This window comes from Actinoallomurus iriomotensis (genome assembly GCF_030269445.1).
Lineage (GTDB): Bacteria > Actinomycetota > Actinomycetes > Streptosporangiales > Streptosporangiaceae > Actinoallomurus > Actinoallomurus iriomotensis.
The window spans coordinates 15880-30269 of the sequence record NZ_BSTJ01000022.1; the positions used below are offsets into that span (position 1 = coordinate 15880).

Below are 14390 nucleotides of genomic sequence, written 5' to 3' on the forward strand. Positions count from 1 at the left end.
ACCAGGATGCGTAAGGCAGTGGCCGGGACCGTACTCGGTGCGGCGGCCGCGCGGGTGGCGTACACCCTGCTGACCCGGCGCCCTCCGCGCGAGGAGAAACTCTGGCTGCGCACCAACCACCGCGGTGAGCCCGTGACGTTGCTGGAGGGCCCGGCGTTCGTCGCCGGAGCGGTGACGGCGGTGGCCGTCGCCCCCGGAGTGCCGGCCCGCATGCGGGTGGCCGCGGTGTTCGCGGGTACCACCGCGGGCGCTCTCGGCGCGTACGACGACCTGGCCGGATCCGGCGACTCTCGCGGCTTCAAGGGTCACCTCACGGCGCTGGCGCGCGGTGAGGTGACGACCGGCGCGGTGAAGATCCTCGGCATCGGCGTCGCGGGGCTGGCCGCCGCCGCCCTCGCGGGCACCGGGCGCCGGAGCACCCCCGCCGACCTGCTGATCAACGGCGCGCTCGTCGCGGGCGGCGCCAACCTGCTCAACCTGTTCGACCTGCGGCCCGGCCGCGCGATCAAGGTCGGCGCGCTCGCCGCGCTGCCCGGCACGCTGAGCGGTTCGGCCGTCACCGCCGCCCCGTTCGGCGCCGCCCTCGCGCTGCTGCCCGAAGACCTCGGCGAACGCGCCATGCTCGGCGACGCCGGAGCCAACGCGCTCGGCGCCCTGCTGGGGCTGTCCGCCGCCCACCTGCCTCGTCCCGTACGCCTCGGCATCCTCACCGGAGTGGTGGCGCTGAACGCCGCCAGCGAGTTCGTCAGCTTCACCAAGGTGATCCAGGCGACGCCGGCGCTGCGCCGTCTCGACCAGCTCGGCCGCCGTCCCGTCGTGGCGGAGGCACGTCCGACGGGTACGGAGTGACGGCTTCGGACGTGACGGAGGAGTCCACGGCCGGCCGCGCCGGTCAGGGGCTCGCCGGGGCCGCCGTTCTCATCGGCGTCATCACCATCCTCGCCCGCATCGCCGGGTTCGGACGCATCGTCGTGTTCTCCCAGACGGTGAAGACGTCGTGCCTCGGCCAGGCGTACTACACCGCCAACCAGGTCCCGAACATCGCCTTCGAGATCGTCGCGGGCGGCGCGCTGGCCGGCATGGTCGTCCCCGTCCTGGCCGGAGCGGCCGAACGCGGCGACCGGGAGCACGTCAGCCGCACCACCTCGGCGCTGCTCACGTGGACGGCGGTCGCGCTGGTCCCGCTGTCCGCCATCGGCGTGCTGCTCGCGCACCCGATCATGGGCGCCCTCGTACGGGGGAACCTCGACCAGTGCTCCCGCGCGGGAGTCGTGACCGTCGGCACCCACATGCTCGCCGTCTTCGCGCCGCAGATCATGCTGTACGGCTTCACCGTCGTGCTGTACGGCGTGCTCCAGGCGCACCGCCGGTTCGCCGCGCCCGCCCTGGCGCCGCTCGTGTCGAGCCTCGTCGTCATGGGCGCCTACCTCGCGTACGTGCCGCTCGGCCGGGGCCACCAGCAGGACCTGTCGACCCTGCCGCGCTCGGCCGAGCTGATGCTCTCGCTCGGCACGACCGCCGGGGTGGTGGTCCTGGTCGTCACCGCGGGCGTCGCCGCCGTGCGCCTCCGGCTGCGATTCCGGCCCACGCTGCGGTTCCCGGACGGCACGGCCGTGCGGGTACGCCGGCTGGCCATCGCCGGTCTGGCCACGGTCGCGGCCCAGCAGCTGTCCGCGGTCGCCGTCGTGGTGCTGAGCGGACACGGCACCGTCGGCGCGCTGGCCGACTACCAGTACGCCTGGGCGCTGTTCCTGCTGCCCTGGGCGGTGCTCGCGGTGCCGGTCGCCACCAGTGCCTTTCCGATGCTGTCGGCGCGCGTCAGCGCGGGCGAGACGGAGGAGTTCGACCGGATCACCGCGTCGACCACCCGGGCGATCGTGCTCGTCTCCTGTGTGGGGGCCGCCGGTCTGGCCGCGGTCGCGGTGCCGGTGGCGACCTTCCTCGACCATGACGCGGTTCCCGCCGTGCTCTCGCGCGCGGTCCTGGCGTTCGCGCCCGGTCTCCTCGGTTACGGCTTCGTCGCGCATCTGGGCCGGGTGCTGTTCGCCTGCCACCGGGGCCGCGACTCGGCCGGTGCGACGGTCGCCGGCTGGCTGGTCGTGATCGTCGCCGACCTCGCGCTGGTGTTCACGCTGCCGCGCGACTGGACGGTCGCCGGGCTGGCGCTCGGCAACACCGCCGGGATGACCGTGGCCGGCGCGTTGCTGCTCGCCGCGCTCGTACGGGTCCGCGGGCGGGGCGTGCTCGCCGGCCTCGGACGGGCGACGGCGGCGGGCGTCACGGGAGCGGTCGCGGGCGGCGTCGCCGGTTACGCGGTGGCGGTGGCGATCGACGCGAGCGGACAGCTCACGAGCATCGGCGCGGCCATCGCCGCCGGGCTCACGGCCTGCGCGGTGTTCGCGCTGGTCACTTACACGTTGGACGGCCGGGATCTCAAGGCCGTGATCGGGCGGAGGATGCGTTGAGCGGTTTGAAGGTCGCCATCGTGCTGGCGACGAGCGCTGGGGGAGTGGGCGGTCACGTGCGCTCGGTGGTGGCCGGGCTCACCGCCCGTGGCGCCCGCGTCGTCGTGCTCGGCCCGGCCTCGACCGAGAAACTGTTCGGCTTCGCCGCGGCCGGCGCGCGGTTCGTCGCGGTGGAGATCGCCGATCGGCCGCATCCGGCCGCCGACGCGCGCGCCGTCGCCCGCATCCGCGGGCTGACCCGTGGCGCGGACGTCGTGCACGCCCACGGCCTGCGCGCCGGTGGACTCGCCGCCCTCGCGCTCGCCCGCGCGGTCCCCGCGGGGTTGCGGACGGCGACCCCGCCGCTGGTCGTCACTCTTCACAACGCCGTCATCGCGGGCGGCGTGATCGGCGCCGCGTACGCCACGCTCGAGCGCATCGTGGCCCGCGGCGCCGCCGAGGTCCTCGCCGTCTCGCCGGACCTCGAAGAGCGGATGCGTTCCCTCGGCGCGGAGTCGGTCGGCCGGGCGCTGGTGCCGGCCCCGCCGCGCCGCCGTTCGGAGGACGCCGCGGCGCAGGCCAAGCTCCGCGCCGAACTCGGCGCCGTCGAGCGTCCACTGATCGCGGTCGTGGCACGGCTCGCCGAGCAGAAGGGTCTGCCCACGCTGCTCGACGCGTCCGCCGGGTGGGCCCGGCAGACGCCCGCGCCGCTCGTGGCGATCGCCGGAGACGGGCCGCTGGAGGCGCCGCTGCGGGCGCGGATCGAGGCCGAGACCCTGCCCGTGCGGCTGCTCGGACGCCGATCCGACGTGCCCGAGCTGCTCGCCGCCGCCGACGTCGCCGTGGTGCCCAGCGTCTGGGAGGGGCAGCCGCTCATCGTCCAGGAGGTGCTGCGGGCCGGACGACCCCTGGTCGCCACCCGGGTCGGCGGCGTCCCCGCCATGGTCGGCGAGGCGGCGGTCCTGGTCCCGTCCGGCGACGAGGCGGCGCTGGAGGCGGCCGTAATGCGCATTCTGGACAATCCGGAATTCGCCGAACGGCTCGCGTCGTCCGCGTCCCGCCAGGCGCTCCGGCTGCCCACCGAAGAGGACGCGATCGATCAGCTCACTCAGGTCTATGCTCGGGCGACCGGTATGACTTCCTAACGCGGCACACTGTTCGGGACACCTGCGGTGTTGGATATAGTCGAGGCGCAGGAGGGGAGTATCCCTTTCGCGGCAGTGTCGTCACCACGGCTGGAGTCGCATGCGGCCCGGTACTGTCGGTTCGTGCCCATGAGCGCGGACGGGAGAGACCTCCGGGGCTTTTGTCTGCCGCCGGAGGATGCTGTCTCGTGAATGTCACGATTTTGGGCTGGACCCTCACTCTGGTCGGCATCCTCGCCGTCATTCTGGTCGATCTGTGGATCGTCGACCGTGGGCAGCCCAAGGAGTTCAGCCTCCGGCAGGCCGGCGCATGGGTGACGTTCTACGTCGTGCTCGCCGTGGCCTTCGGAATCTGTCTGCTGTTCGTGGCCGGCGGGCAGTACACCGCGCAGTTCTACGCGGGATATCTGACCGAATACAGCCTGAGCGTCGACAACCTCTTCATCTTCTACGTCATCATGGCGCGGTTCGCCGTGCCACGCGTCAACCAGCACAAGGTGCTGCTCGTCGGCATTCTGATCGCGCTGTTCATGCGGGGCGCGTTCATCCTCGTCGGCGGTGCCGCGCTCGCGCGCTTCGAGTGGCTGTTCTACGTGTTCGGCCTGTTCCTCATCTGGACCGCGCTGGGCCTGCTGCGCGGCGGCGGTGACGAGGAGTTCAAGGAGAACGTCCTGCTGCGCTGGGTGCAACGCGTCATCCCGGCCACCGGGGAGTACTACCGCGACCGGCTGACCGTCCGCGTCCAGGGGCGACGGCTCGTCACCCCCATGCTCATCGTCATGGTCGCGATCGGCTCGACCGACCTGCTGTTCGCGCTCGACTCCATCCCGGCGATCTTCGGCTTGACCAAGCAGTCCTACCTGGTGTTCACCGCGAACGCCTTCGCCCTGATGGGCCTGCGGCAGCTCTACTTCCTGCTGGGCGGCCTGCTCGACCGGCTCATCTACCTGAGCAAGGGGCTGTCGTTCATCCTCGCCTTCATCGGCGTCAAGCTCATCCTCGAGGCGCTGCACGCGACGGGGTTCGAGCAGGTGCCGCAGGTGCCGATCTGGCTCTCGCTGGTCGTGATCGGCGTGGCGATGCTCATCACCACGGTGGTGAGCCTGCTCAAGGCGCGCCACGACGCGGCGCGCGAGGCCGGAGAGCCGGTGCCTACCGGGGTCGGCGACGCAGGGCGAACGCCACGTTGATCGCCACCAGCGCCGCCCACACCACGACGAGGCCGGACAGCCCGGCATAGCCCGCGGCAATGGCCGAGGTGGGGATGGAGACGCCGAGGGTGACGCACAGCACGGTGAGCGCCACCGCGCGCTCGGCCCTCTCGTCCGCTACGGCGGCCGAGTGACGCACCGCGGCGGACTGCTCGATCCGCGCGGCGATCGCGTCGGCGAACGCCGCGTCGTAGTCGGGCCCCAGCTCGCGCCGCGCGGCGAGAGAGGCCGCCAGGTCGTCGCGCGGCAGTTCGGAGGTGCTCATCCCCCCTTTGTACGCCCCGCTCGCGGCGCGCGCCTCCATCGCTCGGGTGATCTGGCGCTGAGACCTGAGGAGGACGTCCGACGGTGCCCGGTGGACCTTGTACGGTGAGCCGCAGGAGTCGTCGGTACGGAGGTGGGAATGCGCACGTTCGCGCCCGCGGTGACGAGGGCCGCCGCGGCCGGGACGGCGCTCGCCGCCGTCGGCGTGCTGGTGTTCACCGCCGTCGTCAACGCCCAGAGCGGAAGCCGGTCGCCCCGCCCGGTGGCCACGCACCCGGTCACGCCCGTCCCCGTCTCGACGTTGCCGGGAAGCGTCGACTCGCCCGGCGCCACGCCCACGGTCCCGGCCCGGCAGGCCAGGGCCTGGCTCCGCTCGCTGACCGGCACCTGGACGCGCAACGTCAAGAACACCTACTTCCGCTTCCACACCGACGGCAGCGGCGAGTGGGTGGCCTTCGGCCAGAAGCTGTGGACCGGGAAGGCCACGCCGCGCGACGCGAAGACCTTCGACCTGACCGACACCGACGGGCACGGCGGCTCGTACTGGCAGGTCCGGCTGCTGTCCCGGGACAGGCTGCTGTTCGCCGGCACGAACCAGACGTTCACCAGGTCCTAGGGGCGGTCTCCGGCCGTGGTGAGGAGGACCCGGGCCTGCTCACGGGCATGGCCGAAGGGGTCCGGGAAGACGTTCAGGCCGTAGGCGACGAGCGCTCCCTCGTTCAGCAGCATGAGCGTCCGGCCGAGCCGGTCGGCCTCGTCCGGGGCGATCTCCCCGGCGAGGCGTGTGAACAGGGCGAGCATCCACTTCTTCTGCCCGATGATGACCGGATACGCGGGATGGGACGCGTCGCTGATCTCGGCATGGGCGTTGACCATGCTGCACCCCTTGGAACCGTTCGCACGCGACCACGCGTGTGAGGCGTCGAACACGGCCAGGACGCGCGCCGGCGGTTCCGGCGGTGCGGCGTCGAGATGCCGGGCGAGGAAGGCCCGCCAGCGTTCGTCGCGATCCACGAGGTACTCCACGACGATCTGCTCCTTGGAGCCGAACCGGTCGTACAGGGTCTTCTTCGTCACCCCCGCCTCGGCGGCGATCAGGTCGACGCCGACGGCGTGGATGCCGCGCTCGTAGAACAGTCGCGCCGCGGCCTCCCGGACGCGCAGTGCGGCAGGCGTCATCGTGATCCGCCGGAGCTCCGTGGTGCCCATGCCCGTGAGTATACAGATCTGTATAGTGAGCGAGGTATACCGATCTGTATAGCGAAGGGTGTGGCGTGGACTTTCTCCTCTCGGCGGCCTTCGTGCTCTGTTGGAGTTCCGGGTTCATCGGAGCCCGGCTCGGTGCCGGGAGCGCGTCCGCCGTCACCGTCCTGATGTGGCGGTTCCTGCCGCTGGCGGTCATCCTGATCGTCATCGCCGTCGCCCGGACGTGGTGGCGTGGCCTCGTGCTCCGGGACGTCGCCCGGCAGGTGCTGGTCGGCGTCCTGTCGCAGAGCGGCTACCTGCTCACCGTCTACTACGCGATCCAGCTCGGCGTCTCCAGCGGCACCACCGCCCTCATCGACGGGGTGCAGCCCCTCGTCGCCGGAGCGTTCGCCGGGCCGCTCCTGCACCAGTACGTCTCGCGCCGGCAGTGGCTCGGCCTGTGCCTGGGGATGGGCGGCGTCGTCATCGTCACCCGGGCCGACGCCGCGGCCGCCGCCGGGGTGACCTGGTGGGCCTATCTCATCCCGTTCCTCGGCATGCTCTCGCTGGTCGCGGCCACGTTCCTCGACGGCCGCTCCCGCACGCGGGTCACGCCCGTGGTGGCGATGACCGCGCACTGCCTCACCAGTGCCGTCATCTTCACGGCACTCGCCCTGAGCGCCGGGGTCGCGCGGCCGCCGGCCGACCCTCCGTTCTGGCTCGCGATCACCTGGCTCGTGGCCCTGTCCACATTCGGCGGCTACGGGCTGTACTGGGTGATCCTGCGGCGGTCGGGGATCACCAAGGTGAACACGCTGATGTTCCTCATGGCTCCCGTCACGGCGGTCTGGGGAGCGCTCATGTTCGGTGAACCGTTCGGCCCCCAGACCGTCTTCGGCCTGGTCATCGGACTCGCGGCGGTGGTGATCGTCCGGATGGGGGCCGGGGGAGACGGGTCTAACCCAGGATCGCCCACCCGTACGCGGGCACCCGCGCGGGATCGTCCGGCTCCTTCTCCTCGGCGGAGTCCAGGACGCGCAGGCCCTCCAGCGAGATCGGGAACCGGTACGGCTCCGCACCGGCGTTCAGCAGGACGGTGATGCCCGGCCCGCCATCGGCGGGACGGCTGCGCAGCGCGGCCGCCTCGTTGGTGAGGTGCTCGACGCTCGTGCGGGCCCGCACCAGCCACGGGTGACGCCGGCGCAGGCCGATGAGCCGCTGGTGCAGCCGGTAGGTGGGCCGGCCCCAGGAGGCGAGTGCGGCCGGCGAACCGGGGAAGGCGGGCCGCACGGCGTCGTCACCGCCCGCCCGGTCCTCCTTCTGGCCGTGGAACGCCTGCTCGTCGCCGTAGTAGACGGCCGGCACACCGGCGACGGTGAACAGCACGACCAGGGCGTGCGCCAGGTGGCGGGGCTCCTCCAGGCGGGTCGCGATCCGCGTCACGTCATGGTTGCCGACGAACGTGAACGGCGTGAACGCCTCGGTGAACCCGTCGTGGCGCTCCAGCGCCCAGGCCAGCTCGAACAGGTTGCGGTCGTTGAGCGAGCTCCAGATCGCCTTCCACAGCTCGTACTGGGTGACCGAGTCCAGCCCGGAGCCGGCGACGTAGCCCGCGTAGTCGCCGTGAATCATCTCACCGGCGAACCAGGCGTCCGGATGCGTGGCGCGGACCTGCGGGAGCACCGCCCGCCAGAACTCCGGCGGCACGGCGTAGGCCGCGTCGAGACGCCAGCCGTCCGCGCCGCGGTCGAGCCAGTGCCGCATGACCGTCGCGACGTACTCGGCGACGGCCGGCTCGTCGTGGTTGAGGGCGACGAGCGAGCGGTGACCCTCGAAGCAGTCGTAGTCGTCCCCGCGCGGGCGGAACCACCGGGCGTCCGGGGAGTCCGGGCCCTCCCGCAGCGCCGCGGCGAAGCGGGGGAAACCGCGGCCGACGTGGTTGAACACGCCGTCGAGCAGGATCCGCACCCCGCGGCGGCGCGCCGCCGCCACGAGGCGGTCGAAGTCGGCTTCGTCCCCCAGCCGCGGGTCCAGGCGCAGGTGGTCGACGGTGTCATAGCCGTGGGTCTCCGAGGCGAAGACCGGGCCCAGCGCCAGGCCGTTGCAGCCCAGCTCGACGGCGTAGTCCAGCCAGGCATCCAGCCGGTCCAGCCGGTGTCCCGGCCCGGCCTCCAGTGCGCCGGTGAAGCCGAGCGGATAGACGTGCCACCAGATCGTGTGGTCGATCCACGAGGTCATCGAGGTCCTTTTGAGGGAGACTCAGTAGTACTGTTGAGGGTAGCTCAGTAAGGGAGGTCGTGTGCGCAAGGACCGGCGCCCCCGGCGGCGTCTCGACGTGGAGACCCGGCGCGCCGACATCCTGCGCGCCGCGGCGGGCGCGTTCGCCGCAGAACCGTACGACCAGGTCTCCGTCGCGCGGGTGGCGGCCGCGGCCGACGCCTCCGAGGCGCTCGTCCACCGCTACTTCGGCAGCAAGAGCGGCCTCTACCGCGAGGTCGTGCGCGCCGCGGTCGACGAGCTGCTGCGGCGCCAGCGCGCCGCCGACGTCCCCGCGGCCGCCCCGTACGACCGGCTGGCCGTCAGCGTGCGCGTCTACCTCGACTTCGTCGGCGAGGCGCCGGTCGGCTGGGCCGCGCCACTGCGGTCGCCGGCCGGTGACGTGCCCGAGGCGGCCGAGCTGCGCCGCCGGACCCGGGAGATGTACCTGGCGCTGCTGCGCGACCTGCTCACGCTGCCGGCCGACCCGGCGCTCGACCACGCGCTCCATGGCTACCTGGGCTTCCTCGACGCCGCCTGCCTCAGCTGGGTGGAGCGGGGCTGCCCGCCGGCCGAACGCGAGCCCCTCGTCGCTCAGGTGGTCGGCGCGCTACGGGGCGCGCTCGGTCAGTCGTAGGGGCACTCCGCGAGGGCCTCCAGAGCGTCCAGCGCCGCCACCAGGGCCGCGCGCTGCTCGGACGTCAGCGTGGAGATCTGACCGACGAGGAACGCCGAGCGTTCGCCGCGCAGCTGTTCGAGCTGACGGCGGCCCTGCGCCGTGATGGCCAGCAGGGTGGCGCGCCGGTCCTCGGTGTCGGGCATGCGCCGCAGCAGCCCCTGCTGTTCGAGCGAGCCGACCAGCCGGCTCTGTGTCGGCGCGGTGACACCTTCGTGCGCGGCCAGGTCACCGAGGCGTACGGGGCCGAGCGCCTCGACGCTCGCCAGCGTGGACGCCTGGCTCGAGGACAGGGCCTGCGGGCCGTGCTGGCGCACGCGGCGGTTGAGCCGCCCGAGAGTCATCCGCAGCCTCGCTGCGAGCTCGACGTTCGTCAGGTCTTCCGCATCGGGTGCCTGGTTGGTCACGCCGGTCATCTTTCTTTACCCGCCGCCTCACGATCGTGCGTCCCGGGCGTACTGATGAGCATGCCCATTCCCCAATCTTGCTGCATGGACACCTGGCTCGCAGCAGTGCGGACCGGCGATCCGCGGACGGGAACGTTCCGGACGGCCGGACGACGCCGTCCGGCCGGCGCTCACCAGCCGCGCTCGCGCCACTCCGCGAGGTGCGGGCGCTCCCGGCCGAGGCTCGTGTCCTTGCCGTGCCCGGGGTAGATCCACGTCTCGTCCGGCAGCTCGCCGAACACGCGTTCCTCCAGGTCGTCCATGAGCCGGCTGAACAGCTTCGCGTCGCCCCAGGTGTTGCCGGGGCCGCCGGGGAACAGGCTGTCGCCGGTGAACAGGTGGGGCGTGTCGCCGTCGTCGTAACGCAGCGCGATCGAGCCGGGCGTGTGCCCGCGCAGGTGGAGGACCGACAGCGTGACCTGCCCGACCCGTACCGTGCCGCCGTGCTCGACCGGCTCGGTGACCGGCAGCGGCAGGGCCTCGGCGTCGTCGGGGTGGGCGACCAGCCGCGCGTGGGTCGCGTCGATCACGGCGGTGAGGGCGCCCCAGTGGTCCTGGTGGCGGTGCGTGGTGACGACGTGGGAGAGCGGCCCGTCGCCGATGATCTCGAACAGCCGGTCCGGCTCGGCCGCGGCGTCGATGAGGACCTGTTCGCCCGTCGCCGTGCAGCGCAGCAGATAGGCGTTGTTCTCGTACGGTCCGACGGCCAGCTTGGTGATCGTCAAGGCGGGGAGCTCTCGCACGTCGGGGGGCCCACCGACCTTGACGTCGCCTGTGTAGGTCACGCTGTCCTCCGATCGGGCGCGGGCGCCTTGCGGCTTCCTTTCGGCTCTCGTTCCATCCTGTCACGGTGGGGACCGCGGAGGGTCCACGTCGCCCGGGACGTCGGCGGTTACGCTGCCCGTATGCGAGACGATCTCCCCATCTGCCGCACCTGCGGGGCGCAGTACGGCGCGCCGCGCGCCGACTGCCCGATCTGTGAGGACGAGCGGCAGTACGTGGGCTGGGACGGTCAGCGGTGGACGACCCTGGCGGAACTGCGCGAGGCCGGGCACCGCGGGCGGATCGAGGAGGAGGGGCCGGGCATCGTCGGTGTCGGCGCCACACCGCCGACCGCGATCGGGCAACGTGCCCTGCTGGTCCGCGCGCCGTCGGGCAACGTCCTGTGGGACATGATCACCTACATCGACGACGACATGGTCGCCCGGGTGCGCGAGCTGGGCGGGGTCTCGGCCATCGCGATCAGCCATCCCCACTTCTACGGCTCGATGATCGAGTGGGCGCACGCGTTCGACGCGCCGGTCTACATCCACGAGGCCGACCGCGAATGGGTGGCCCGGCCCGACGACTCGGTGGTCTTCTGGTCGGGGGAGACGCACTCACTCGGCGACGGGCTCACGCTGGTCAACGCCGGGGTGCACTTTGCCGGAGGCCAGGTGCTGCACTGGCGTGACGGCGAGGAGGGGCGCGGCGCGCTGCTGTCCGGCGACATCCTCACCGTCGTCCAGGACCGGCGCTACGTCAGCTTCATGTACAGCTATCCCAACCACATCCCCGAGCGCCCGCGCGTCATCCGGCGCGCGCTGCGGCTGCTGGAGCCCTACCCGTTCGAGCGCGTGTACGGGGCGTGGTGGCGGCGGATCGTCCGCGCGGACGGCGTCGAGGCGGTACGCCGGTCGGCGGAGCGGTACCTGGAGCACGCCCTGGACGACGGTCCCGAGTAGGCGTGTTCCGGTGGCGACGCTCATTCGAACACGTGTACGGTTCAGCTGCGACGAGCGGGGTGGATGAGGTCGTCTGGAAGAAACCGTCGCACCCACTCGTTAGCCTGAAGCTGACCTGTCTCGTCCAGGCTCTCAAGGGGATTGCGAATACGCCGTGGCCGACCGTCTCATCGTGCGCGGAGCACGTGAACACAATTTGAAGGACGTCTCGCTCGATCTGCCGCGTGACGCGTTGATCGTCTTCACCGGGCTCTCCGGATCCGGAAAGTCCAGCCTGGCGTTCGACACGATCTTCGCCGAGGGCCAACGGCGTTATGTCGAGTCGCTGTCGGCGTACGCGCGGCAGTTCCTCGGCCAGATGGACAAACCGGACGTCGACTTCATCGAGGGCCTGTCGCCGGCGGTGTCGATCGACCAGAAGTCCACCTCGAAGAACCCGCGGTCGACCGTGGGCACCATCACCGAGGTCTATGACTACCTGCGCCTGCTGTGGGCGCGCATCGGGCACCCGCACTGCCCCGTCTGCGGCCGCGCGATCAGCAAGCAGACGCCGCAGCAGATCGTCGACCGGCTGATGGAGTTCGAGGAGGGCACGCGTTTCCAGGTGCTCGCGCCGGTCGTGCGCGGGCGCAAGGGCGAATACGTCGAGCTGTTCCGCGAGATGCAGACCAAGGGCTTCTCCCGTGCCCGGGTCGACGGCGCGACCGTACGCCTCGACGAGGCGCCGAAGCTCAAGAAGTACGAAAAGCACGACATCGAGGTGATCGTCGACCGGCTGAGCGTCAAGGACAGCTCGCGACGGCGCCTGGCCGACTCGGTCGAGACCGCGCTCGGGCTGACCGGCGGCACGGTCATCCTCGACTTCGTCGACCTGCCGGAGGACGACGAGCGCCGCGAGCGGATGTACTCCGAGCACCTCTACTGCCCCTACGACGACCTGTCCTTCGACGAGCTCGAGCCCCGGTCCTTCTCGTTCAACTCCCCGTACGGCGCCTGCCCCGACTGCACCGGCCTGGGCACCCGCATGGAGGTCGACCCCGAGCTGATCGTGCCCGACGTGGAGAAGACCCTCGGCGAGGGCGCCATCTCGCCGTGGTCCGGCGGGCACGTGAGCGACTACTTCCTCCGGCTGCTCACCGCGCTGGGCGAGGCGCTGGGCTTCGACCTGGACACGCCGTGGGAGCGTCTCCCGGCCGCCGCGCGCAAGGCCATCCTCAAGGGCCACGACACCCAGGTCCACGTGAGCTACCGCAACCGCTACGGCCGGCGGCGCTCCTACTACACGACGTACGAGGGCGTGATCCCCTACGTCCAGCGCCGCCACTCCGAGGCCGAGAGCGACTCCAGCCGCGAGCGGTTCGAGGGCTACATGCGGGAGATCCCGTGCCCGTCGTGCCAGGGCCGCCGCCTCAAGCCGGTCGTGCTGAGCGTCACGGTCAACGACAGGTCCATCGCCGACGTGGCCGCGATGCCGATCGGCGAGTGCGCCAAGTTCCTGCTGTCGATGGAGCTCAACGACCGTGAGAAGCACATCGCCGAGCGGGTCCTCAAGGAGATCAACGCACGGCTGGGCTTCCTGCTCGACGTCGGCCTCGACTACCTCACCCTCGACCGCGCGTCGGCCACCCTCGCCGGCGGCGAGGCGCAGCGCATCCGGCTCGCCACCCAGATCGGCTCGGGCCTCGTCGGCGTCCTGTACGTCCTCGACGAGCCGTCCATCGGGCTGCACCAGCGCGACAACCACCGTCTGCTGGAGACCCTGATCCGGCTGCGCGACATCGGCAACACGCTCATCGTCGTGGAGCACGACGAGGACACCATCAAGGCCGCCGACTGGGTCGTCGACATCGGCCCGGGCGCGGGCGAGCACGGCGGCCAGGTCGTCGTGTCCGGCACGGTCGAGGAGCTGCTCGCCTCCGAGAGCTCGATGACCGGCGCCTACCTCTCGGGCCGCACCGAGATCCCGGTGCCGGCCACCCGGCGCAAGCGGCAGCGGAGCCGTGAGCTGGTCGTCAAGGGCGCGCGCGAGCACAACCTGCGCGGCGTCGACGTGGCGTTCCCGCTCGGCGTGTTCACCGCGGTCACCGGCGTGTCGGGATCCGGCAAGTCGACGCTGGTCAACGACATCCTCTACCTCTCGCTCGCCAAGCAGCTGCACGGCGCCCGCAGCGTCCCGGGCCGGCACAAGCGCATCAACGGGATCGACCAGGTCGACAAGGTCGTCCACGTCGACCAGTCGCCGATCGGCCGCACGCCGCGCTCCAACCCCGCCACCTACACCGGCGTGTTCGACCACGTGCGCAAGCTGTTCGCCGCGACCGCCGAGGCGAAGGTCCGCGGCTACCAGCCCGGCCGGTTCTCCTTCAACGTCAAGGGCGGCCGGTGCGAGGCCTGCTCCGGCGACGGCACCATCAAGATCGAGATGCAGTTCCTGCCGGACGTCTACGTGCCGTGTGAGGTGTGCCACGGGGCGCGCTACAACCGCGAGACCCTCGACGTGCACTACAAGGGCAAGACCATCGCCGAGGTGCTCGACATGCCGATCGAGGAGGGCCTGGAGTTCTTCGAGGCGATCCCGGCGATCCGGCGGCACCTGCAGACCCTCAACGACGTCGGCCTCGGCTACGTCCGGCTCGGCCAGCCCGCGCCGACCCTGTCCGGCGGTGAGGCGCAGCGGGTGAAACTGGCGTCCGAGCTGCAACGACGTTCGACCGGGCGTACCATCTACGTGCTCGACGAGCCGACGACCGGCCTGCACTTCGAGGACATCCGCAAGCTCCTCGGCGTGCTCGGCCGCCTCGTCGACGGGGGCAACACGGTCATCGTGATCGAGCACAACCTCGACGTCATCAAGACCGCCGACTGGATCATCGACATGGGTCCGGAGGGCGGCTCCCGCGGCGGCACCGTCGTCGCCACGGGGACGCCGGAGGACATCGCGAAGGTGGAGGAGAGCCACACCGGCCAGTTCCTCGCCAAGATCCTCGGCTGACCGGAGTCGTCGCCTGGTGCTCGTGGTGCGGAAGAGAAAGTTCCGCA

At 71.6% G+C, this 14390-nt stretch carries 13 protein-coding genes and 1 pseudogene; 9 read left to right on the forward strand and 5 right to left on the reverse strand.

From position 1 onward, the window contains the following. Positions 1-6 precede the first annotated feature (6 nt). The 4 genes from QSK37_RS49580 to QSK37_RS49595 all read left to right on the forward strand — a co-directional run bounded on the left by QSK37_RS49580 (position 7) and on the right by QSK37_RS49595 (position 4779). Entirely contained in the window at positions 7-849 is an 843-nt protein-coding gene (locus QSK37_RS49580; protein ID WP_285636570.1) for a hypothetical protein, read from the forward strand. Between the two features lie 11 nt (positions 850-860). Further along, positions 861-2465: a murein biosynthesis integral membrane protein MurJ gene (gene murJ / locus QSK37_RS49585; RefSeq protein ID WP_285584061.1), complete on the forward strand. Its 1605-nt coding sequence runs from the start codon at positions 861-863 to the stop codon at positions 2463-2465. 5 nt (positions 2466-2470) lie between these two features. Continuing rightward, positions 2471-3589: a glycosyltransferase family 4 protein gene (locus QSK37_RS49590; RefSeq protein ID WP_285584184.1), complete on the forward strand. Its 1119-nt coding sequence runs from the start codon at positions 2471-2473 to the stop codon at positions 3587-3589. A 188-nt stretch (positions 3590-3777) separates the two neighbouring features. Further along, on the forward strand, positions 3778-4779 hold the full coding sequence (locus QSK37_RS49595) for a TerC/Alx family metal homeostasis membrane protein (RefSeq protein ID WP_285636573.1): 1002 nt from the start codon (positions 3778-3780) through the stop codon (positions 4777-4779). Here the strand turns inward: QSK37_RS49595 and QSK37_RS49600 are convergent. Continuing rightward, complete coding sequence (locus QSK37_RS49600) at positions 4742-5065, reverse strand: hypothetical protein (RefSeq protein WP_285636576.1); 324 nt, start codon at positions 5063-5065, stop codon at positions 4742-4744. The two genes, QSK37_RS49595 and QSK37_RS49600, sit on opposite strands and share 38 nt — an antisense overlap. A gap of 138 nt (positions 5066-5203) precedes the next feature. On the opposite strand from QSK37_RS49600, the gene QSK37_RS49605 reads away from it, so the two are divergent. Then, positions 5204-5680, forward strand: coding sequence for a hypothetical protein (locus QSK37_RS49605; RefSeq protein ID WP_285636579.1), 477 nt, complete (start codon positions 5204-5206; stop codon positions 5678-5680). On the opposite strand, the gene QSK37_RS49610 is transcribed toward QSK37_RS49605, so the two are convergent. Continuing rightward, a complete protein-coding gene (locus QSK37_RS49610) occupies positions 5677-6273 on the reverse strand; it encodes a TetR/AcrR family transcriptional regulator (protein ID WP_285636582.1) in 597 nt (198 codons plus the stop codon). The two genes, QSK37_RS49605 and QSK37_RS49610, sit on opposite strands and share 4 nt — an antisense overlap. A 65-nt stretch (positions 6274-6338) precedes the next feature. On the opposite strand from QSK37_RS49610, the pseudogene QSK37_RS49615 reads away from it, so the two are divergent. Then, positions 6339-7169: pseudogene (locus QSK37_RS49615) on the forward strand (DMT family transporter); the annotation flags it as partial. A 37-nt stretch (positions 7170-7206) separates the two neighbouring features. On the opposite strand, the gene QSK37_RS49620 reads toward QSK37_RS49615, so the two are convergent. Then, positions 7207-8487: an alpha-amylase family glycosyl hydrolase gene (locus QSK37_RS49620; RefSeq protein ID WP_285636585.1), complete on the reverse strand. Its 1281-nt coding sequence runs from the start codon at positions 8485-8487 to the stop codon at positions 7207-7209. A gap of 61 nt (positions 8488-8548) precedes the next feature. On the opposite strand from QSK37_RS49620, the gene QSK37_RS49625 reads away from it, so the two are divergent. Then, entirely contained in the window at positions 8549-9142 is a 594-nt protein-coding gene (locus tag QSK37_RS49625; RefSeq protein WP_285636587.1) for a TetR/AcrR family transcriptional regulator, read from the forward strand. On the opposite strand, the gene QSK37_RS49630 is transcribed toward QSK37_RS49625, so the two are convergent. Both QSK37_RS49630 and QSK37_RS49635 read right to left on the reverse strand, forming a co-directional pair. Beyond that, a complete protein-coding gene (locus QSK37_RS49630; RefSeq protein WP_285584068.1) occupies positions 9133-9588 on the reverse strand; it encodes a MarR family winged helix-turn-helix transcriptional regulator in 456 nt (151 codons plus the stop codon). The genes QSK37_RS49625 and QSK37_RS49630 overlap by 10 nt on opposite strands. 170 nt (positions 9589-9758) lie before the next feature. Further along, positions 9759-10412 carry an MBL fold metallo-hydrolase gene (locus QSK37_RS49635; protein ID WP_285636589.1) on the reverse strand — a complete coding sequence of 218 codons (654 nt, stop codon included), beginning with the start codon at positions 10410-10412 and terminating at the stop codon, positions 9759-9761. 120 nt (positions 10413-10532) lie between these two features. Here QSK37_RS49635 and QSK37_RS49640 point away from each other — a divergent pair, with 120 nt between their 5' ends. Together QSK37_RS49640 and uvrA are read left to right on the forward strand one after the other, a co-directional pair. Further along, positions 10533-11351, forward strand: coding sequence for an MBL fold metallo-hydrolase (locus QSK37_RS49640; protein ID WP_285636591.1), 819 nt, complete (start codon positions 10533-10535; stop codon positions 11349-11351). Positions 11352-11505: 154 nt separating this feature from the next. Beyond that, entirely contained in the window at positions 11506-14343 is a 2838-nt protein-coding gene (uvrA, locus tag QSK37_RS49645) for an excinuclease ABC subunit UvrA (protein ID WP_285636594.1), read from the forward strand. The last annotated feature ends 47 nt before the right edge of the window (positions 14344-14390 follow it).